Origin of the sequence: Mammaliicoccus lentus, assembly GCF_947036595.1 — a bacterium.
Lineage (GTDB): Bacteria > Bacillota > Bacilli > Staphylococcales > Staphylococcaceae > Mammaliicoccus > Mammaliicoccus lentus.
Genome location: NZ_OX344834.1, coordinates 944,399 through 966,599, shown reverse-complemented (window position 1 = coordinate 966,599; position 22,201 = coordinate 944,399). Strand labels below are relative to the sequence as shown.

16 protein-coding genes are annotated in these 22,201 nt (G+C 31.4%); 2 read left to right on the top strand and 14 right to left on the bottom strand.

The window, feature by feature from the left end:
• Positions 1 to 13: 13 nt before the first annotated feature.
• The 11 genes from ACNMOQ_RS04695 to gatC all read right to left on the bottom strand — a co-directional run bounded on the left by ACNMOQ_RS04695 (position 14) and on the right by gatC (position 12,897).
• Positions 14 to 778, bottom strand: a complete 765-nt coding sequence (locus tag ACNMOQ_RS04695) for an ABC transporter permease (RefSeq protein WP_016999045.1) — start codon at positions 776 to 778, stop codon at positions 14 to 16.
• Entirely contained in the window at positions 775 to 1,245 is a 471-nt protein-coding gene (locus ACNMOQ_RS04690) for an ATP-binding cassette domain-containing protein (protein ID WP_416350296.1), read from the bottom strand. Before ACNMOQ_RS04690 ends, ACNMOQ_RS04695 begins: the two co-directional genes overlap by 4 nt.
• A gap of 42 nt (positions 1,246 to 1,287) precedes the next feature.
• Positions 1,288 to 1,668: an ATP-binding cassette domain-containing protein gene (locus ACNMOQ_RS04685; RefSeq protein ID WP_416350295.1), complete on the bottom strand. Its 381-nt coding sequence runs from the start codon at positions 1,666 to 1,668 to the stop codon at positions 1,288 to 1,290.
• 204 nt (positions 1,669 to 1,872) lie between these two features.
• Complete coding sequence (locus tag ACNMOQ_RS04680) at positions 1,873 to 2,571, bottom strand: GNAT family N-acetyltransferase (RefSeq protein WP_416350294.1); 699 nt, start codon at positions 2,569 to 2,571, stop codon at positions 1,873 to 1,875.
• A gap of 416 nt (positions 2,572 to 2,987) precedes the next feature.
• Complete coding sequence (locus ACNMOQ_RS04675) at positions 2,988 to 4,892, bottom strand: UvrD-helicase domain-containing protein (protein WP_416350293.1); 1,905 nt, start codon at positions 4,890 to 4,892, stop codon at positions 2,988 to 2,990.
• Positions 4,874 to 6,901 (bottom strand): ATP-dependent nuclease, encoded by a 2,028-nt coding sequence (locus ACNMOQ_RS04670; RefSeq protein ID WP_416350292.1) that lies wholly within the window; start codon positions 6,899 to 6,901, stop codon positions 4,874 to 4,876. The genes ACNMOQ_RS04675 and ACNMOQ_RS04670 overlap by 19 nt, the downstream gene beginning before the upstream one ends.
• A gap of 183 nt (positions 6,902 to 7,084) precedes the next feature.
• Positions 7,085 to 8,458 carry a 23S rRNA (uracil(1939)-C(5))-methyltransferase RlmD gene (gene rlmD, locus ACNMOQ_RS04665; RefSeq protein WP_416350291.1) on the bottom strand — a complete coding sequence of 458 codons (1,374 nt, stop codon included), beginning with the start codon at positions 8,456 to 8,458 and terminating at the stop codon, positions 7,085 to 7,087.
• Between the two features lie 60 nt (positions 8,459 to 8,518).
• Positions 8,519 to 9,484: a diacylglycerol kinase gene (locus tag ACNMOQ_RS04660; protein ID WP_016999051.1), complete on the bottom strand. Its 966-nt coding sequence runs from the start codon at positions 9,482 to 9,484 to the stop codon at positions 8,519 to 8,521.
• A gap of 209 nt (positions 9,485 to 9,693) precedes the next feature.
• The gene (gene gatB, locus ACNMOQ_RS04655; RefSeq protein ID WP_016999052.1) at positions 9,694 to 11,121 is read right to left on the bottom strand and encodes an Asp-tRNA(Asn)/Glu-tRNA(Gln) amidotransferase subunit GatB; all 1,428 of its coding nucleotides are present in this window, start codon (positions 11,119 to 11,121) and stop codon (positions 9,694 to 9,696) included.
• A gap of 6 nt (positions 11,122 to 11,127) precedes the next feature.
• The gene (gene gatA / locus ACNMOQ_RS04650; RefSeq protein WP_064204893.1) at positions 11,128 to 12,594 is read right to left on the bottom strand and encodes an Asp-tRNA(Asn)/Glu-tRNA(Gln) amidotransferase subunit GatA; all 1,467 of its coding nucleotides are present in this window, start codon (positions 12,592 to 12,594) and stop codon (positions 11,128 to 11,130) included.
• 3 nt (positions 12,595 to 12,597) lie between these two features.
• On the bottom strand, positions 12,598 to 12,897 hold the full coding sequence (gatC, locus tag ACNMOQ_RS04645) for an Asp-tRNA(Asn)/Glu-tRNA(Gln) amidotransferase subunit GatC (protein WP_016999054.1): 300 nt from the start codon (positions 12,895 to 12,897) through the stop codon (positions 12,598 to 12,600).
• A 165-nt stretch (positions 12,898 to 13,062) separates the two neighbouring features.
• Here gatC and putP (ACNMOQ_RS04640) point away from each other — a divergent pair, with 165 nt between their 5' ends.
• Both putP (ACNMOQ_RS04640) and putP (ACNMOQ_RS04635) read left to right on the top strand, forming a co-directional pair.
• Positions 13,063 to 14,592: a sodium/proline symporter PutP gene (gene putP / locus ACNMOQ_RS04640; RefSeq protein WP_016999055.1), complete on the top strand. Its 1,530-nt coding sequence runs from the start codon at positions 13,063 to 13,065 to the stop codon at positions 14,590 to 14,592.
• Positions 14,593 to 14,851: 259 nt separating this feature from the next.
• Positions 14,852 to 16,384 carry a sodium/proline symporter PutP gene (putP, locus tag ACNMOQ_RS04635; RefSeq protein ID WP_416350290.1) on the top strand — a complete coding sequence of 511 codons (1,533 nt, stop codon included), beginning with the start codon at positions 14,852 to 14,854 and terminating at the stop codon, positions 16,382 to 16,384.
• Positions 16,385 to 16,806: 422 nt separating this feature from the next.
• On the opposite strand, the gene ACNMOQ_RS04630 is transcribed toward putP (ACNMOQ_RS04635), so the two are convergent.
• From ACNMOQ_RS04630 to pcrA, 3 genes are read right to left on the bottom strand one after another with little or no spacing between them, the layout of a single operon-like run.
• Entirely contained in the window at positions 16,807 to 17,994 is a 1,188-nt protein-coding gene (locus ACNMOQ_RS04630) for a CamS family sex pheromone protein (protein WP_016999057.1), read from the bottom strand.
• Between the two features lie 11 nt (positions 17,995 to 18,005).
• Entirely contained in the window at positions 18,006 to 20,009 is a 2,004-nt protein-coding gene (gene ligA, locus ACNMOQ_RS04625) for an NAD-dependent DNA ligase LigA (RefSeq protein WP_239706235.1), read from the bottom strand.
• Positions 20,010 to 20,011: 2 nt separating this feature from the next.
• Positions 20,012 to 22,192, bottom strand: a complete 2,181-nt coding sequence (pcrA, locus tag ACNMOQ_RS04620) for a DNA helicase PcrA (RefSeq protein ID WP_239706234.1) — start codon at positions 22,190 to 22,192, stop codon at positions 20,012 to 20,014.
• Positions 22,193 to 22,201: the final 9 nt, after the last annotated feature.

Here is a 22,201-nt window from a genome sequence, read left to right as displayed (position 1 = left end):
ATTGTTTTGACTTTTACATATCCCATTTTAACTTCACATTCCTTAACACAATGAATAACAAGATACTTAATGCGAATAAGTAGAGCATTTGATTACTATATTCTCCCCATGAAAACTGGCCAATCCATATCATTTGCATTACTTCAATACTATGTGACATTGGAAATATTTTCGCCACAACTTGAACATAAGATGGTAGAGAATCAAGTGGTAAAACAACCCCAGAGGTAAATAACATCGCCATAAAAAATCCTGAAGAAACTAAATTTGCTGTTCTTGCAGACTTAATAAATAAAGCAACTAAAAAACCAATGGAGTAAAAAATATAAATAATCATCACGTAAATAAACATAAATATCAGCAAATCAATGAAATTCATATAAATTGATGCATGGTAAACAACGATTGATAAACTCAAAAAGAGTAATGTCGATAAAACGCTTATGAGAGAAAATGTGAATACGAGAGAAATAAAATATGTTCGTAAATTTACAGGGTACGTGCTATATCTTTTTAATACACCTTGTTCTCTTAATTCTAATACTGTAATAGGGATTCCCATTAAACCTGCATTCGCGAGTAAAAATACGATGTTCACAGGAACAACCGTATCTATCCCAAGCACGTGCTTACCATATTTTGTAGCTTCATCTCCAAACGCTCCGCCAAAGACAATTGTTAAAATGATTGGTAAAACAATCATAAAAAATATTGAAACAGGTTCACGCAATAACGACCTTAATTCTATTTTAAAAAATGCATATTGTTCTCTAATCAAATGCTTTCCTCCTGTACAAAAGCCCCAGTATAATAGAAATAAATATCTTCTAAATTAACTAGATGAACGCTAAATTCTTTTGAATGTACCAGCTCACCACCTGATTTAATCACATCTTTATTTGTAAATAAATTGTATACAGAGCCAGAAACCTTTACATTTACTAGATCATTATCTGCCTTTAAAACTTCTTTTAGTTTGTCTGCATATTGCTCTCTCGTTTTGATAACATAACTATATGGAAAACTACTAATTAAATGTTCTGTTTCTCCATGTAAGACAATATTCCCTTGATTAATTAAGTACGTATAATCACAATACTGTGATGCTTGATTTAAATAATGGTCAGATGTAATGACAATTTTGTCTTTCGCATAATCACGAACCATATTCCAAATTTCGTCTCGACTATACGTATCAAGTCCTGAAACAGGTTCATCCAAAACTATTACTTTATGATTAGGCATTAATAACATCGCTATTAAAATTCTTCTTTTCGTCCCACCAGATTATTTCTTTGTTTTAATATTATAATATTCTTGTAAATTAAACTTTTTTAAATATGCATATGTATCTATATCTAATTGAAATAACTCTTTAACAAGCGTTAATTCTTCCTTCACAGTACAATTTTTTCTTAACGTATTCTGCTGTGTTAAAAAACCAATTTCCCGATTTATCTTCGCTTTTTCAGGCTGTACTTTATTGATAAAAACTTCTCCCTGATTAGGCTTTCTTAACCCTACTAAAATTTCTAAAAAGGTCGTCTTTCCACTTCCATTTGGACCAGCAATTAAGTATACACCTGGTTTATTAATCGAAAAATTAATATTCTCCAACACCTTTTTATCACGATAGGATTTATATAAATTATTTGCCCGAACCTCCATAAATACCCCCCTTATCTAGTTTTGTAATCTTATGTTTATAATCTTAAAATCCCCTTCCTTTGCATTATTGTTTTACTACCATTTTATATATAATAGCCTAAAATTTATCCATAAAATACCATAAATGGAATTAACATTCAATATAAATATGTAATTTCAATAAAAAAACAACCAGCTAATAAACTGGTTGTTCAATAAATTTATTTACTTAAATTCTTCTAACCTGTGAAGTTGTCTTCCTTCTTCATCAAAATTCTCTTCTGCCAACCATTTATTAAATGCTTGTTTATGCTTCGGCCATTCCTCTATTAACATGGAAAAACAACATGTGTCTCTTGAGCGATTTTTATACACTACAGCGTTTCTGAAAGTCCCTTCATACTGAAAACCTAAACGTAATGCAGTTTTATAGGAGTTAGCATTTAAAGAATCACATTTCCATTCGTAGCGTCTGTATTGAAGTTCTTCGAATACATATTTAGCTAATAAATAGTGTGCTTCTGTAGACATTCTTGTTCTTTTTAATGAATCTGAAAAGTTAACATGTCCTTCTTCGACTACTCCATTTGCTTGATCAACTCTCATTAAACTAAATATTCCTAGAGCTTTGTTTGTCTCTTTATTTATCACCGCATAGAAGATAATTGTCGTGCTTTCAATCTTTTCGTTTAACTCTTCTTCAAAAGATTCATAGTCTTGAGGATACTCATATGGTAAGTAAGTCCAATTACTAGGATGAGAATCTCTATATGCATTATAGAGGTCTTTAGTGTGTGAATGAGATAACCGAGTAATAATAGTATACTTACCGACATAATGTATATCAGTAGGAAACTTTCTTGGCTTCCAGTTAGGTAACTCTTCACCAATTGGTAGGTTGTATTCGTTAATTCTCTGTTTCATTTAATCACCGCATTTCATTCTTTTTTACAGTATAACGTGTTAAGAATGTTTAAGCATCTAAATTCTATTAAACGAAAGTTGATTTTCTCATAAAAAAACAACCAGCCTTTAAACTGGTTGTTGGTATAAATTACTACTTATTTTCTTAATTATAATGAAAGCTTCTACATGGAGCAAAACAAAAACAGTTACTTAAATTATGATTGCTAGCTCATATAATGCTTTATTTTGTTTAAACACTTTATGATATAATAACTATATTTTCGATAATAAATTCCCTTTTTTATCTTTACTATTTATTAAATATAAGATATATAAATCATAATTTAATTAATATGAGATAAGAGAGCTTATAAAATACAAAACCATTTCAAATCAATGTTTCAAAATATTGAACATCATATTATTAAAATAATTCATTTTAATAATAAATTTGCATCTAATGTATTCTCAGCACCAAATAACAATTTAGCTTTTTCAATAATAATTTGATCACCTGTTACCATAAAAACTATTAAGTTTTCCTTTGCTCTTGTACAAGAAACATAAAAAATTTTTCTAGTTCTATTAATAACATTGTTATTAATAGAACCTTTACCAAATAACGTTTTGAAATCGTATTTATTCCATTTCCCATTATCCAGTACTAATAGAACATTATCGTATTCACTCCCTTTAACACTGTGTTGAGTAGCATAAGGCAAGTATTCTCTTTGGTAATTAATTGAATTGATATACGACTGGAAAGGTAATTCACTTAGTCTGTTCCATAAATATTTTCCTTTACCGTTAATGAATTCATTAAACCTATCATCTATTTGCTTATAAAATATATTTACAGCCTCTTGAAATACCTCATGTATAGATTTGTTGTCTAAATTTTCAAAATAATTCATTTTACTATATAATTTTTGTTTATCTTTATAATTTTTTATTTGGTATTTTGTTTTTCGTAAAAACTCATTAAATTTTCCTTCTTGATAACATTCAATTAATTCATAGATTTTATCTAATTGTAAGAGGATTTCATCTCGTTTAGAAGTACCTTCATACTTTCCAGTAAGCCCATTCAGCTTATATGATAAAAGAGACTCTCTGTCAATCAAGATTTTTTCTACTTCATCTTTCCATGACATTGTTTTCAAGTCATAATAGTATTTAGAATAATATTCATCACTTTTAATTAATTCAAGAACTGATTTTTTATTTTGTTTATTAACAACATTTACTTCCATAGCTATCTCTTCAAACGTTTTATTTAAGACGCAGATTTTTTCATTATTTAATTTACTTCTTATTTTATCAATCAAGTCATAAAGCTTATCATTATTATATAAGTTATATAAATCACTAAAACCTGAATTATTTGCATTAAATTTGTGAGTTAACAAAAGTACTTTAGTATTACTTGAATTTTTAAAATCCCAATTCTGGAAAATTTCATGATTCTTTACATCTTCAAATATTTCTATTTTATCCGCATATATAAATCGAGCACTTCCATTAATAATTTTGCCGTTTCTCATATTAGGTGCGGATTTATCCAGTGATGGCTCTTGTTGTATAGAGTCTACTGATTCCCGTAATTTATTAGCAAGATCAATCACAGATTTAGGGTTTCGTCTATTTTGTATTTTGTCTATTCTAATCAAATTAAAATCTTCCAAACTACCAGTACCTGTATCATAAATAGATTGCATAGGATCCCCAAAAAAACCAATTATACATTCTTTTTTGCTTTTGTTTATCTGATTTAAAAAAATATCAATAACTTTTGGATCAGTATCTTGATACTCGTCAATAAAAATAAAATTAGAAGTATCCTTTAAAATATCAGACAGTTTAGGATATTTACTAAACATCTTTTGAGCAACTAATAAAACATGATCATGGCTAATTTTTCCATTCTTCAAACTAATATATTCATCATATTCGATTTTCTCAGGTAATTCCATTATAGTAAAACAATCAATATCTTTAGGTTTATTGAATAGCGTTTGCTCAGTGTCATTAACTAATTCCACTATGACATCTTTTATTTCTATTTGATATTTTTTAATCATATTCCACATAAATTCATGTATTGTGGAGACTACTAACTTCTCATTATCAATTCTTGATCGTATTTCACGAACAGCATTGTTTGTATAAGTAATACAAACTATAGTCTTTAAAGGATAAAGTCTTGTTACTTCCTGAATAAGAGAAATTAAGGAATATGTCTTACCACTTCCGGCGCCTCCTGAAAATACAAAATTTTGTTTCTGTTCAATGCATCTTAAAGCCTCTGTAACTTCTTTTTCTATTGAATTTTTAACCATTTTAGCCCCTCCTCAATATAACTTGGAGTTTCCCAATTACTAAAATTAGAATCACTTAATAGTAGTATTTCTGTAGCAAATGCCGATTTCTTACCTATACATTCTTCAGCTAATTTATAAGGCGAAAGATCCTTTTCTAACTTTTTTGTATTTTTCAAACCCTGCTGAAACCTATCACTATTAGCTTTGAGAAAGTCTTTATTTAAATGAATGAAGGCATCTTCAAAACTGCTAGCTTGATTACCATTTTCCTCTATTTGGTATGCTATTCTAAAATTGCCATTTAGATCAAATGAATACTTATCGTTATTATCTTCTTGTGAAAATCTTACGATTTTATTATTCATAGATTTAATTATATGGAAATCATCTGTACTAAGGAATTTTTTTAAGGATGAGTTGCTTGTAGTTGTCGCATCTGAAGGATTACACTTATTTTTAACACCCTTCGTTTTTCCTTCTTTATATCTGGCAGCATCAATATCTGTAATAATTAATGCTTTAATACCCAAGAAACTAATTAATTTTCCAAAAAGATGCGCATAATTCCCCACTTCAATAATTGATATATTCTGTGAAAGTAAAGGTCTTTCTGTGGCCTCTTCCATATCAACTTTTTTCATCATTGCTGGAAGTAATATTCTTTCAGTGTCTCCTTCAATAAATATAGCTTTATCTGCAAAAAACAGCTCTGAGCGACTTAATGTTAGATATTGTTTTACAAATTTAAAGGCTTCTTGATTATCATATTTTCTCTCAAGTTCATTAAAATTTTTAGCTACTGAATTTGTTCCCTCCTTTTTAAGATATCGAACATCATTAAAATCACACTCTGAAACAATGTGCGAGGAATGTGTAGTAATAATTGTTTGCATTCCTAATTCATGATTATCAGTTGTCAATCTTTCTTTAATTAATGCTTTAATATTTTTAATGAAAATATATTGAAGTTGTGGATGGGTGTGCGCCTCTGGTTCCTCAATAAATAAAATATTAATATCTGCAGGTTCCTCATTCTCTTTTCCATGAAATCCAGCAATAATTGTTTCTATTTCAAAAATTATACCGATTAGGTTCAAATATCCTAAACCGTTATAACTTTCAGGTAAATGTACTTCATCATATTTATAATACAAAGTGGTATTTCCGGAAAGAAGTTCTTTTTCTCCTAAAGAAGATTGTATACTAATTTGAGTTTCACCATCTACTCCTCCAAACTTAGCAACACTTTGATTAATATTAGAAAAAACATTCTCATAAATTTTATTCAAAGATTCATCAGTATCCATAATGGCTTTTTCAAATTCATTAATAGTTTCAGATTCATTTCCCTTTAAATATTCATAATATCTTGATGAAAGTGATGATAAAGAGTGATTATTATGTTTATTGGAAACTTCACGACTAGCTTTTATACTTTGAAATCGTATAATTTTTTGTACTTCTTTTTTATCTAGTGGTAAAGACTTATCATTAGTAAGCTTTTTATGTACTATATCATATCCACGTGAATACACAGTTAAATTAAAATATTTTTTAAAATTCTTTTTAATATACTTTATAAATTGTTCGAAATTTTTTTCTGGTAGATTTTCATAATCATTTTTCAATTTTCTAAAATTGATACCTGAAATCGAGTAATCAAATTCTAAAACTACAAAATTATTTTCTGGATTCAAATCAAGCATCAGATTTTGAATATTAATGTAATTATCATTTTCATCGTAACTAATCAAAAGGGTTAACTTAATACCATCTTCTTCAACACCCTTTTCTATTTCATTAACTCTTTCCACTAATTGTTGAAACAATTTTTTTTGAAAATCTAAATTAAAATCATCCCATTTAAATTGATTACTTTCAAAATTTAAGAATTTATCCATAACTGTTAATAATGATGTTTTTCCACAATTATTTTTCCCAACTATTAAAGAAAGTTCACTTTTTAAATCTAACTTAAAATCTTTCAACATCCTATAATTTACTATTTCAACTGATTCTAGTAACAACTACATATCCCCCTCATCATTCTAGACTAATACCATTATTCTAATATATACTCTTAAAAACTGGAAGTGCAGGTTAATATAAACTCCTTTATAACTTCAAGTAAACTTATAATGTTAGACTTATATTATTTTATCTATAAAAATAGACACTCAATTTTAATTGAACGTCTAAAATTTCATTGTTTATTCACTTATTTTCTCTATTAAAGCGACTGTTTCTACATGTGTCGTGTGTGGAAACATATCCACTGGTGTGATTTCTTTTAGTTGATAACCGCTTCCTTTTAATATTTCTACATCTCTTACTTGTGTTGCTGGATTACATGATATATACACAATACGCTTTGGTGACAATTCAATTAGTGTTTCTATAAATGTTTGATCGCATCCTTTTCTTGGTGGATCGACCATAACGACTTCTGGCTTAATGCCTTCTTTTTGCCATTTTAATATAACTTCTTCTGCTTTTCCTGCTTCCCATGTCGCATTCTCTATATGATTGATTTTCGCATTTTCTTTTGCGTTTTCTATAGCTTGTTCTACTATCTCTACACCATATACATGTTTAGCTTTTTGTGACATATATGACCCTATTGTGCCAATTCCACAATATGCATCAATTACTGTTTCTTCACCGTTTAATTGTGCGTATTCTAATGCTTTGCTGTATAGTTTTTCGGTTTGAGTTGGATTAATTTGATAGAAAGATGTATCTGATATTTTAAATTGATATTCTGCTAGTTGATCTGTAATTGTATCTTGTCCATAAAGTGTATAAGAAGTTCTTCCCATTATAACGTTTGATTTTTCTCGGTTCACATTGTGTTTAATACTAACTACATTATCAAATTCTGAAGTAATAAATTCTATGATTTTATTTTTATGACTTAATTGTTTACTGTTTGTTACAAAAATAACCATAGTTTCCCCAGTATAATAACCTGTTCTTAAGATGATATGTCTTAATTCACCTTTATGCTTATCTTCGTTATAAATACTTAAATTCAAATCTTCTATTAATCGCTTTATTTTAACCATAATTGTGTCATGCTTCTTATCTTGTATCATGCAGTGATCGATATTTACAATATCATGGCTTCTTTGTCTATAAAATCCTAATTCAATTTCACCATGTTTATTTTTCCCGACTGGTATTTGAGATTTATTACGGTAATGCCAAGGGTTCTCCATACCTATTGTGTCATGTATAACGGTATCTTCAAAATTCGATTTACGCTTGAATAAATTGACGACTTGTTCTTTTTTCATTTGTAATTGGGCTTCGTAGCTTAAATGTTGTAATTGACACCCACCACAAACTTTATAATATTCACAAGGTGGTTCAACTCTTTCATTTGATGTTTCTTTTATAGTTAACAGTTTACCAATAGCAAATTGCTTTTTTACTTTTATAACTCGGAATTCTATTTCTTCATCTTTAATTGCATTTGGTACAAATATTGGGTATCTATCAAATTTTACAACGCCATGACCTTCATGTGTAAAATCTATAACTTGTCCCGTATACACTTCGTTTTTATTTACTATACTTGCCATAATTTCTCCTTCTTTCACGTACAACATAGAAAAAAGGGACAGTTAAATGTCCCTATGTATTTATTCTTCAGTTTGCTCTTCGTGAAGTCTTTCTCTTTCTCGTTCTACAGTTTCAATACCATGCTCTGCTTTCACACGTTCTAATTTAGAAAATACTTGTATATGTCTTTTTAAATTCACAAAATTGGCTGGTAGAACGCCACCAAATTCACCATCTACATTCAACTGTATTTGTTCAAATGAAGATACGTTAATCGTTTTTGCTTTTGTATAATGTACTTTAGGGTGGTTAATATGATCGCCTCTAGAAGCTAATGTCATAATATGACCAAGTTCAGCAAAATTAACTTTCTCTAATATTAATAAAGTGAAATTACCATCATTGATTTCAGCATCTGGTACTAATTTTTCAAAACCACCAATTGAATTTGTTAAACCTATTAAAAACATCATGGCTTCACCTTGAAAAACATTCCCATCATATTCAATTCGAATATCTGTTGATTTAATTTGTGGTAACATTTCTAAACCTTTGATGTAATAAGCTAATGGTCCTACCATAGTCTTTAATTTGCTTGGTGCTTCATATGATACTTCGGTGATTTTACCACCACCAGCAATATTTATAAAGTAGCGATTGTTCATTTTACCAACATCTACTGGCACGAGATCACCTTTAATGATTGTATCTACAGCTTCCATAATATCATTAGGTATAAGCAATGCTCTTCCAAAGTCATTTACCGTCCCCATTGGAATTAAACCTAATTTAGGTCGATTAGTTGCTTCAGCGATACCATTGATAACTTCATTAAGAGTACCATCTCCACCAGCTGCTATAATAACATCATAATCATGTTTCAAAGCTTCTTTAGCAGCATATGTAGCATCTCCAGCACTCGTTGTAGCATGAGCGCTTGTTTCGTATCCAGCTTGTTCTAATTTAATCAACACGTCTGGTAGTGCTCTCTTAAATAACTCTCTACCTGATGTTGGATTATAAATGATTCTAGCTCTTTTTTTCATTGTGATCCCTCTTGTATATTCTTATATCTTTATATTATAGCAAATGATACATATTAGAAAGTAAAATATATTAACGTTTTGTGTACTATAAATATTTTTATATATCATTTTAATTGATTCCACAAAGTATTGAGTAATAACAAAGGTTATACCAAAGAAAAAATGGGTCTGAGACAATTAAGTATGTCTCAGACCCATATATTTATCTTTTATCTTTTTTCTAATTCTGATTTTAGTAATTGGTTAACAACTTGAGGGTTCGCTTGTCCTTTTGAAATTTTCATAATTTGACCAACTAAGAAGCCCATTGCTTTCCCTTTACCATTTTTAAAGTCTTCTACTGATTGTGGATTATTGTCTAATGCTTCAGTAACAAATCCTAATAACGTTTCTTCATCAGAAATTTGAACAAGACCTTTATCTTTCATAATTTGTTGAGCGTCGCCGCCATTTTTAGCTAATTCAGGGAACACTTTTTTCGCAATTTTACTACTCATTGTTCCATCTTCAATTAACTTAATCATTCCAGCTAAGTTTTCTGGTGTTAATGCAGTATCTTGTAAATCGATTTGATTTTTATTTAAATATTCATTAACTCCACCCATTAACCAGTTTGAAGTCAATTTAACGTCTGCTCCATGCTCAATCGCTTCTTCGAAGAAATCAGACATTTCTTTAGTTAATGTTAATACGTGAGCATCGTATGCTGGTAAACCTAAGTCATTTACATAACGCTCTTTACGAACGTCTGGTAAGTCAGGAATTGTTTTTCTTACACGCTCTTTCCATTCATCATCAACATAAAGTGGCACTAAATCTGGTTCTGGGAAGTAACGATAGTCGTCTGAACCTTCTTTAATACGCATTAAGATTGTTTCGCCAGTAGCTTCGTTAAAGCGACGAGTTTCTTGTAGAATTTCTCCACCTGCTAATAACACTTCAGCTTGACGTTTTTCTTCATGTTCTAAACCTTTACGAACATAGTTGAAAGAGTTTAAGTTTTTCAATTCTGCTTTAGTACCAAACTCTTCTTGACCGTATGGACGTAATGAAATGTTAGCGTCACAACGAAGTGACCCTTCTTCCATTTTACAGTCTGATACGCCAGTGTATTGGATAATAGCACGTAATTTTTCTAAGTAAGCATACGCTTCTTTAGGTGAGCGAATATCTGGTTCAGATACGATTTCAATTAATGGCGTTCCTTGTCTGTTTAAGTCGACTAAAGAATAACCATCTTTATGAGTAAGTTTACCCGCATCTTCTTCCATGTGTAAACGTGTTATACCAATACGTTTTGTTTCGCCGTCAACTTCTATATCAATCCAACCATTTTCACCAATTGGTTGATCGAATTGTGAAATTTGGTACGCTTTCGGATTATCTGGATAGAAATAGTTCTTTCTATCAAATTTTGATTCTGTAGCAATATCCATGTTTAATGCCATTGCTGCACGCATAGCCCAATCTACAGCAGTTTTGTTTACTACTGGTAGAACACCTGGATATGATAAATCTATTACATTTGTGTTTGTATTCGGTTCAGCACCAAAATGAGCTGGTGATGGTGAAAACATTTTTGATTCTGTTTTTAATTCGACGTGTACTTCTAAGCCGATTATTGTTTCAAAATGCATTCAGATTCACTCTCCTTGTAATGTTTTATAGTCATCATGTAAGTTAAATTGTGTTTCATATTGATAAGCAACTTTGTATAATGTTTTTTCATCGAATGGTTTACCAACAATTTGTAAACCAATTGGACGACCATTTGATTTACCACAAGGAATTGATATTGATGGTACGCCAGCTAAGTTAACAGGAATTGTTAAAATATCATTCGCGTACATTGTTAATGGGTCATCAACTTGTTCACCAATATTAAATGCTGTTGTTGGAGCAGTTGGTCCAACGATAACATCATAGTCTTTAAATATTTTTTCAAAGTCTTGTTTAATTAATGTTCTTACTTTTTGAGCTTTTTTGTAATAAGCATCATAATAACCAGAACTTAATGCAAATGTTCCTAACATAATACGACGTTTAACTTCATCTCCGAAACCTTCGCCACGAGATTTTTTATATAACTCTTCTAATGTATTTGCAGATTTAGAGTGGAAACCATAACGGATACCATCGAATCTAGCAAGGTTTGCAGACGCTTCTGAAGATGCAATGATGTAATAACTTGCTACACCATATTTAGTATTCGGTAATGAAACGCGGTCAACAGTAGCACCTAAAGATTCTAAAGTTTTAACAGCTTCAGTAACTGAATTTTTTACATCTTCAGATACACCTTCACCAAGAAACTCTTCTGGAACTGCTATTTTTAATCCTGTGATGTCTTTACCTATTTCTGAAGTGAAATCTACATCTTCAACAGGTGCACTTGTTGAATCTTTTTCATCATGACCTGCGATTGTTTCTAAAATTAAAGCATTATCTTTTACGTTTCGTGTAATCGGTCCAATTTGGTCTAATGAAGATGCAAATGCAACTAAACCAAAACGTGATACACGTCCATATGTAGGTTTCATACCTACTACACCACAATATGATGCAGGTTGGCGTATTGAACCACCTGTATCTGAACCTAATGAGAATGGTACTAAACTAGCCGCAACTGCAGCTGCTGAACCACCAGAAGAACCACCAGGAACAGCTTTATGATCAAATGGGTTTACGGTTTTCTTAAAATAAGAATTTTCGTTTGAACCACCCATTGCGAATTCATCCATGTTTAATTTACCAATTAAAATTCCATTTTCAGCTTTTAATTGATTCATTACAGTAGATTCATAAATAGGAATGAAACCTTCTAACATTTTACTTGCACAAGTCGTTTCAACGCCTTCAGTAATAATGTTATCTTTGATACCCATTGGAATACCAAATAGTTTACCTTCCATTTTATCTTCTGCTTGTAATTTATCTTGTTCTTCTGCCTGTTTTAAAGCTTCTTCTTTGTTAAGAGCTAAGAAAGCTTTTATGTTTTTATCATCTGATTCAATTGCATCAAAAATGTCTCTTACGATATCAGATGGTTTGATTTCTTTGTTTTTAATCATTTCTGATAAACGTTCTACCGTTTCATAACGAATTGTCATGCTTTAGTCCTCCTCGTTCATAATAGCTGGTACTTTAAATTGGCCAGCTTCAGTTTCTTTAGCATTTTTTAATGCTTCTTCTTGAGGAATCCCTGATTCACTCTTATCTTCTCTTAGAACATTTTGTAAATCTAATACGTGGAATGTTGGCTCAACATTTTCTGTATTAGCTTCATCTAATTGTCCTGCAAAGTTTAAGATATCCTCTAACGATTGTGTGAATTCATTGACTTCGTCTTGTGAAACTTCAAGTCTAGCTAAATTAGCAACATGTTCAACTTGCTCAGATGTTACTTTCGTCATGTGCGACGCCTCCTTAGTTAATCTAACATCATATAATTTTAACAAATTTTCATATAAAAATCTAAAGTTAATAGAAAATAACTACATGAAAGCGTATACATTGATGTATAATAAATTATCAGAATAATTTCTGAACTTAAGTCAATGAGTGAGAGGTGGTTTTTCATGTTAATACTTGGAAATACGTTTAAAAATGTAAAAGTCGAAACTTCTTGGGAAACATATGTCATGATTGCTGTATATTTTACGATTTTGTTAGCAATCGGATTTTATGCATACAAAAGATCGACAAGCACGCTTGACGAATATATGTTAGGCGGAAGAGATTTAGGTGCATTAGTAACAGCATTATCTGCTGGGGCTTCTGATATGAGTGGTTGGATGATTATGGGGCTACCTGGGTCTGTTTATAGTATTGGATTATCAGCTACTTGGATAGCTATCGGGTTAACGATTGGTGCATGGCTTAATTACATATTAGTTGCATCACGTTTAAGAATTTACACAGAGCTTTCCGACAATGCGATAACATTACCTGATTTCTTTGAAAAGCGATTATCGGACAATACTAGAATTGTAAAAATAATTTCTGGTTTAGTAATCGTCATATTCTTTACTTTATACACACATTCAGGAATGGTAGCAGGTGGTGTTTTATTTAATAGTGCATTTGGATTAAACTATCATGTCGGTTTAATACTAGCTGCTAGCATCGTTATTCTCTATACATTATTTGGAGGTTATTTAGCTGTATCATTAACTGACTTCTTTCAAGGTGTCATTATGATATTAGCTTTAGTGCTCGTTCCAATAGTAGCTATACTCAAATTAAATGGTCTAGATACATTTTCAGAAGTCGGCCGATTAAACCCCACTAGTCTAGATTGGTTTAAAGGAACAACAACAGTTGGCATAATCAGTTTACTCGCTTGGGGTTTAGGTTACTTTGGTCAACCACATATTATAGTACGTTTTATGTCTATTAAAACTCACAAATTAATGCCGAGAGCTAGAAGAATCGGCATTTCATGGATGGCAATTTCTTTAATCGGAGCATGTATTACAGGTCTTATCGGTATCGTTTTTGTGGAAGTAAACAATGTAAAAGTCGATAATCCTGAAACTATTTTTATTGTGATGAGTCAATTTTTATTCCATCCATTAATCGGCGGATTTTTCTTAGCAGCTATTTTAGCAGCTATTATGAGCACGATATCTTCACAATTACTAGTAACTTCTAGTGCATTAACTCAAGATTTTTATATGCTTTTAAGAGGTAAGACATTACAAGATAAAGAACACGAAAAAGAGTTCGTTCTCGTCGGACGTATTTCAGTATTAATCGTATCCTTAATCGCAATGTATATTGCTTGGCATCCAAACGATACAATACTCAATTTAGTGGGAAATGCTTGGGCTGGCTTTGGAGCGGCATTTGGTCCCCTTGTACTATTATCGTTATATTGGAAACGCCTTACTAAATACGGAGCTATAGCTGGGATAGTAAGTGGTTCACTAATTGTAATATTTTGGATATTAATGAAAGAACACGGCGGTATTTTTGAATTTTATGAAATTATTCCTGGTTTTATAACGAGTATGATTTTAACAATCATTGTAAGCCTATTCACAAATCCTCCAGAGGAAAAAACAGTAAATAATTTTGATGAAATGGTTAAAATTCTAAAAAATTAATAAGAAATTTTTAATATTTTAATTAGTCAAACTTTTAAGTTTTGGCTGAATTTTAAAAATTCGCTATACCCTACATAAACAAAGGCGTCAGCATATTTTACTTTTATTCGAATTGTGTACAATTTGTGACATGAAAATCAAAACATGGTAAGCTAAATATACACTTTGGTTACTTTTTACCCTTTGAATATTATTTCAATTGTGTATAATGGGCAACGTGCAACTTTAAAATATATAAAAAATATAAAGGAGCGGGAAAATGTTTATTTTAGGACAAATTGACGCTAGTGCTGGAGTTGTTTCAGGCTGGCAGACTTACTTCATGATTATAGTCTATTTTGTTGTACTATTAGCGATTGGTTATTATGCATATAAACAATCTACAAGCAATTTAGATGAGTACATGTTAGGTGGCCGTAGTATAGGTCCTTACGTAACAGCTTTATCCGCTGGTGCATCCGATATGAGTGGTTGGATGATCATGGGGCTTCCGGGAGAAGTTTATAGCATTGGTCTATCAGCAACATGGTTAGCTATCGGTTTAACAGTAGGTGCTTGGTTAAATTACATATTAGTCGCACCAAAATTACGTGTTTATACAGAACACACAGGAAACGCGATTACAATTCCAGATTTCTTTGAAAAACGCGTAGCAGATAATTCACATGTATTAAAAGTTATTTCAGGTATTATTATAGTAGTATTCTTTACATTGTATACATCAGTAGGTATGGTTTCTGGTGGTACACTATTTGAAAGTGCATTCGGTTTAGATTATAGACTTGGTGCTATTTTAACAATGGGTATCGTTGTTATATATACTTTCTTTGGAGGATACTTAGCTGTTTCTTTAACAGACTTCTTCCAAGGTGTCATTATGTTAATAGCGATAGTTATGGTCCCTATTGCAGCACTAATAACGCTAAATGGTTTTGATACATTTAACACAGTTGCAGAAGTAAAACCTACAAACCTTGATTTGTTTAAAGGTACTTCAGCAATTAGTATCATTGGTTTAATAGCATGGGGCTTAGGTTACTTTGGTCAACCTCACATAATCGTTCGTTTCATGTCAATTAAATCTCATAAACTTTTACCAAAAGCTAGACGTTTCGGCATTGGCTGGATGGCTATTTCATTAATTGGTGCTTGTTTAGTAGGTTTAACTGGTATTGCGTACATTCATGATACAACTCAAACAATTGATAACCCAGAAACAATCTTTATTTTAATGAGTCAAGTATTGTTCCATCCATTAGTTGGTGGGTTCTTCTTAGCTGCTATATTAGCTGCTATCATGAGTACAATTTCATCTCAATTACTTGTTACATCAAGTGCTTTAACTCAAGACTTCTATAAGATTATAACTAGAAAAAGAGGTAAAGAAGCAGATAGAGATAAAGAATTTGTATTAATAGGACGTTTTGCAGTATTACTTGTAGCAATCGTTGCTATCATGTTAGCATGGACGCCAAACGACACTATTTTAAACTTAGTAGGTAATGCTTGGGCTGGGTTCGGTGCAGCATTCGGACCTCTAGTATTAATGTCATTATACTGGAAAGGCTTAAGTAAAAATGGTGCTATCGCAGGTATGGTAACATCATCTATCGTAGTATTATTCTGGATTATGATGAAAGGACACGGAGGTATTTTCGAACTTTATGAAATTATCCCTGGTTTCTTAACTAACGTTGTTGTAACAACAGTTGTAAGTTCATTTACGAAAAAACCAGAAAAACACGTTATTGATAATCTAGATAAAATGAATCGTATTTTAGATGAAAAATAAAACAAATGATTATAGATTATAATATTTGTAGTCAGAGTAAAGCTCCCGATCCGATGGATTGGGAGCTTTATTATGTATTGATAGTGGTAAACTGGAGACGCTATGTTGCACGTGGGTCGCGTCTTGCAACTTTTGGAATCCTTATTGCCACTTCTCATCAAACATGTCAATAACGGTAGCCTTATTGTCACTTCTCGCCAAACGTGTCAATAACGATAGTCTTGTTGCCACTTCTCGCCAAACGTGTCAATAACGGTAGCCTTATTGTCTTTTCTCACCAAACGTGTCAATAATGGTAGCCTTGTTCCCTTTTCTCCATAATCTTGGCAATAAAGAGATTTCTACCCCACTCCTATATTAAAAATTCTCCTAATCTGCTATTTAAAAATTAACGGATTAGGAGAATTATTTTAAGCTCTTATTTATTTGTAAATATGAATTTCTGGTTCTTTATCATCTTTTGTTTTAGTAATTAAAGACTGTGGTTCTTCCCCATCAATTATTGAAATTTCAATATCATCTATACCTTTAAAGTACTTCTCAGATAAATCTGCGACATATTGCGTCACACCTATAACTTCGGCTTTGCCATAATAATCTAGTGGAATTTTAATTTCAAGCTCTGTTAGTTTATCATCTTCAAACTTACCTGTACCTACTGATTGTGTAAAATTAGGGAAATATTTTTGTAAGTCCTGGTTAAATTGTTCGAAATTAGAATTTAAATTTTTGTCTAAATCAGCTGCTTCTGATGATGGAATCGTGACATGTTTTTCATTCATATTTTCCCAGCTTTTAACTGACCTTTTACCGCCTTCACTTGTTCCATATGTTACAAACTTACCAGGTTTAATATCACCTTCACCTGATTGAATGAATATAGCAAAATTAATCGGGATATTTTTTATATCATCTCTTACACGTAATCGAGATAAGATTTCTTCCGCCATTTCTTTACCTTGTTTCTCTGCTTCTTTTTCATCTAACTTTTTAGTATATGTTTCACCATATTCTTCTTTTTGATATATATGCTCACTGTTCATTGCTAAACCGATCGTCATACCTGAGATCTTTTGTTTCTTAGCATCACTTTCGGTAAAGTAATCTTGCTCAATAATATGAGATAAGTATGTAGGAGAATTCTCAGCTATTTTTTCAGGGTCTGTTTCGCCTTTATGACTTGGGTTCAGACCTAAATTTTCACCAGCTTGTTTTTCTTCCTTTTCTTCAGCACTCATATTCTTTATTTCATCTTTAGTATATTTAGGTGCTAAATAAGCTCTAACTGTATCTTTTTCAAGATATTGACCATCACGGTACAAATATTCATCAGGTGAAAATGTTTGTTTACTAATGTCTAACAAGCCACTTTCAAATGCTTCGCTATTATAACTAGATACCATATTATCTTGTGTTAATCCTCTAGCAGCACTTATTTTAAATGGTAATAAAGTACGATAATAATCATTTGAGATTTGCATACCAGTAGAAATCTGTTTTGTTTGTTCTTTATCTTTTTCAGATTTGTTTTGGTTATCTTTTTGAGTTGTATCAGATGAGCATGCTGTAAGTAACATAACAGATGCTAATATTAGTAATCCTTTTTTCATATCATTAACCTCTATTCATTGATATTACGATATTTATCCAACCAGTCTTGTTCTGACCAAACTTCGATATTTAATTTTTCTGCTTTTTCGAGTTTAGAACCTGCTTCTTCACCAGCTATTACAACATCTGTGTTTTTAGTAACACTATTTGTTACTTTAGCTCCATATGATTGTAATATATTAGTAGCTTCTGGTCGTGTCATCTCTGTCATTTTACCAGTTAAGACAAATGTTTTTCCACTAAAATCTGGATGACCTTCTATTTCGGATTGTTTAACACCTGTATATGTCATATTAACATTTTTCTTTTTTAATTTTTCAATTAAAACTTGTATGTCTTCATTTTCCATATATGTTACTAAAGATTGAGCCATTTTATGACCAACATCAGGAATTTCAGTTAAGTCATCAATTTGTGCTTCGAATAATCGATCAATCGTCTCAAACTTTTCAGCAATCACTCCACTTGCTTTAATACCAAGATGTCTTACACCTAATCCGAATAATAGATGTTCTAATGATTTTTCTTTAGATGCTTCGATTGCCGTTAATAAATTTTGAACTTTTTTCTCGCCCATTCTTTCTAACGGTAATAAATCTTCTTTTGTTAAATAGTATAAGTCGCCTACATCTTTAATCTTATCGTGCGTGTATAATTGTTCGATAATTTTTTCGCCTAAACCATCTATGTTCATAGCTTGTCTTGATACAAAGTGAATGATCCCTTCGACAAGTTGAGCTGGACATTTAGGATTAATACAACGTAGAGCAACTTCTCCTTCGATTCTGACAAGCTCATGATCACAACTAGGACAATGTGTTGGCATGTGATAAACTTCGCTATCTTCTGCTCTACTTTCTACTATACTACGTATAACCTCAGGTATGATGTCTCCTGCTTTTTTAATAACGACTTTGTCGCCTATTCTAATATCTTTTTCATGGATTAAATCTTCATTATGTAATGATGCTCTAGAGACAGTCGTTCCAGCTACTCTAACTGGTTCTAATATAGCAGTTGGTGTTACTACACCTGTTCTACCTATACTTAATTCAATATCTAACAATGTTGTTAAAACTTCTTCTGCCGGGAATTTATAAGCAATTGCCCATCTTGGTGATTTTTGAGTAAATCCTAGCTCTTCTTGCTGACTTAAGTCATCTACTTTTATAACAATGCCATCTATATCATAAGGCAATTGGTTTCTTTTTTCTGTCCATTTTTCAATAAATGATAATACACCTTCAATATCATCAAATGTTTCTCTTTCTTTATTCGTTTTAAAACCGAGTTCATCTAAGTTGTTTAACGCTTCTGATTGACTGCTCGCTTCAATTTCTGTTAAATCATTCACACTATATAAGAAAATATCTAACTTTCTCTTAGCAGTTAGCTTAGAGTCTAATTGTCGCAATGATCCTGCAGCCGCATTACGAGGGTTTGCAAATAGTTGTTCTCCATTCTTTTCTTTTTGCTCATTTAAAGAAAGGAAAGAACTTCTAGGCATATATGCTTCTCCACGCACTTCAATAGAAAGAGGTTCTTTAATTTTTAAAGGTATTGCGTGAATTGTTTTTAAGTTTTCAGTAATGTTCTCACCAGTAGTACCATCACCTCTTGTTAAACCTTGCACAAAAAGCCCATTATCATATTTTAGAGATACTGCTAGTCCATCAATTTTAAGCTCACAAGTATATTTTATATTACTTACTTTATCTCTTACACGCTGGTCAAATTTTCTAAGGTCTTCTTCGTTAAAAGCATTACCTAAAGATAACATCGGTGTATCGTGATTAATTTTTTCGAATTGAGATAAAGGTGGTCCACCAACTCTTACAGTTGGCGAATCACTTGTTTTAAGTTCTGGATGTTCTTCCTCAATTGAGATCAATTCATGTAGTAATTTATCATATTCACTATCAGGAACAGATGGATTATCTAATACATGGTATTCATAATTAAATTTATGCAATAAGTGGTGAAGTTCATCAACTCTTGATTTTAATTCTTCCATATTTATTCTCCTTTTTTCTCAATTGGTGCAAACTGTGCCAGTAATCTCTTTGGTCCTTCTTTTTGGAATATAATATCTAATTCAACTGAACCGTTCTTATCATTTACTGCACTAACCATTCCTTCGCCCCATGATTTGTGCGTTACTTTATCTCCTACATTCCAAGTAGTATTAGAATTTTGATTATTATTAACTCTTCTCGCAAAACCACGTTTAGGCGTTGCTGTTTGTTTAGATTTAAATGAAGTTTTTGGTTTAACGCCGTCTAATAAATCTTCTGGGATTTCTTTTAAGAATCTAGATTTCATATTAGCTTGAGATCTACCAAATAAACTTCTAGTCGTTGCATGGGACACATGTAATTGTTCTTCAGCACGTGTAATAGCTACATATGCTATGCGTCGTTCTTCCTCCATTTCATGTTCTTCTCCAGATTGTAAACTTCTGAAGTGAGGGAAAATACTTTCTTCCATACCCACTATAAACACTATTTTAAACTCTAAACCTTTGGCTGAGTGCATTGTCATTAAAGTAACACCCGCTTCTAAATCAGCGTCATCTACGTCTGCAACTAATGATAAGTCTGTTAAGAAATTCATTAAAGATTGTTCTTCAACTGGTGTGTTCTTTTCATAGTCTCTAGGTACTGATAAGAATTCATCGATGTTTTCTAGTCTACTTTGAGATTCTAAAGTTTGTTCATTTTCAAGCATTTTTCTATAACCAGATTTATCTAAAATTTGTTCAACTAATTCTGTTATAGATAAAAATTCTTGCTGCTGCATAAAGTTATTCATCATCTCATAAAAATCTGCACCTTCTTGAGTGACTTTTTTAGATAAACCAATAAAGTCTACTTCTCCTAATGCATCAAAATAACTTAAATTATTTATAGAAGCATATTGTGCAATTTTTTGAACAGAAGAAGGACCAATGCCTCGTTTTGGTATGTTTATAATACGCTCAAAACTAATATCATCATTACTATTTGAAACTAAACGTAAATAACTTAAAATATCTTTAATTTCTTTACGGTCATAGAACTTTGTGCCGCCTACCATAGTATAAGGAATGTTGGATTTTAAAAATGTTTCTTCAAGCACACGGGATTGTGCGTTTGTTCGATATAAAATCGCGATATCTTGATTATTATACCCTTCTTGCTTTTTCTTTAATATTTGACGAATAACATATTCTGCTTCGTCACGTTCAGTTGTCGCTTCATAATACTGAATTTTTCCACCTGAAGTATTGTCAGTCCATAAAGCTTTCGGTTTTCTCTCTGAGTTGTTTCTGATGACTTCGTTGGCTGCAGTTAAAATAGTTTTAGTTGAACGGTAATTTCGTTCTAAATAAATAGTTTGTGCGTTTGGATAATCCTCTTCAAAAGATAAAATATTTTTAATATCAGCACCACGCCAACCATATATAGATTGGTCAGAGTCACCTACCACACATATATTTTGAAACTTATTTGCTAATAATTGTACAAGTGTATATTGCGCTTTGTTTGTATCTTGATATTCGTCTACATGAATATATTGGAATTTATTTTGGTAATATTCCAATACTTCTGGTACGCGATTAAATAACTGAATTGTATACATAATTAAATCATCAAAATCTAAAGCATGATTTCTTAATAATTTTTCTTGATAGCCTTTATATACTCGTGCGACCATTGAAGCATAAAAATCATTCGCTTCTTTTTCTGCATCTTCAACTGTCTTTAATTCGTTTTTTAAATTAGAAATAGCACCAATAAACATTCTTGGTTCATATTTTTTACTATCTATATTTTCTTTTTTTAATACTTCTTTTATAACTGACTTTTGGTCAGTTGGATCAATAATTGTGAAATTTCTTTCGATTCCAATTCGATCAATGTCACGTCTTAAGATTCTTACACACATTGAATGGAATGTTGATATCCAAATACTTTCAGCCTCAGGACCAACGAGATGACTGATTCTTTCTTTCATTTCTTTAGCTGCTTTATTTGTAAACGTTATAGCCAATACGTTATATGGCGATACATCTTTTTCATCAAGTAAATATGCTATTCTATGCGTCAACACTCTAGTCTTACCACTACCAGCACCTGCCATGATTAATAATGGGCCTTGAGTCGTTTTGACTGCTTGTTTTTGTTCGTCATTCATTCTATCTAACAATGCGTTCATAAAAACCTT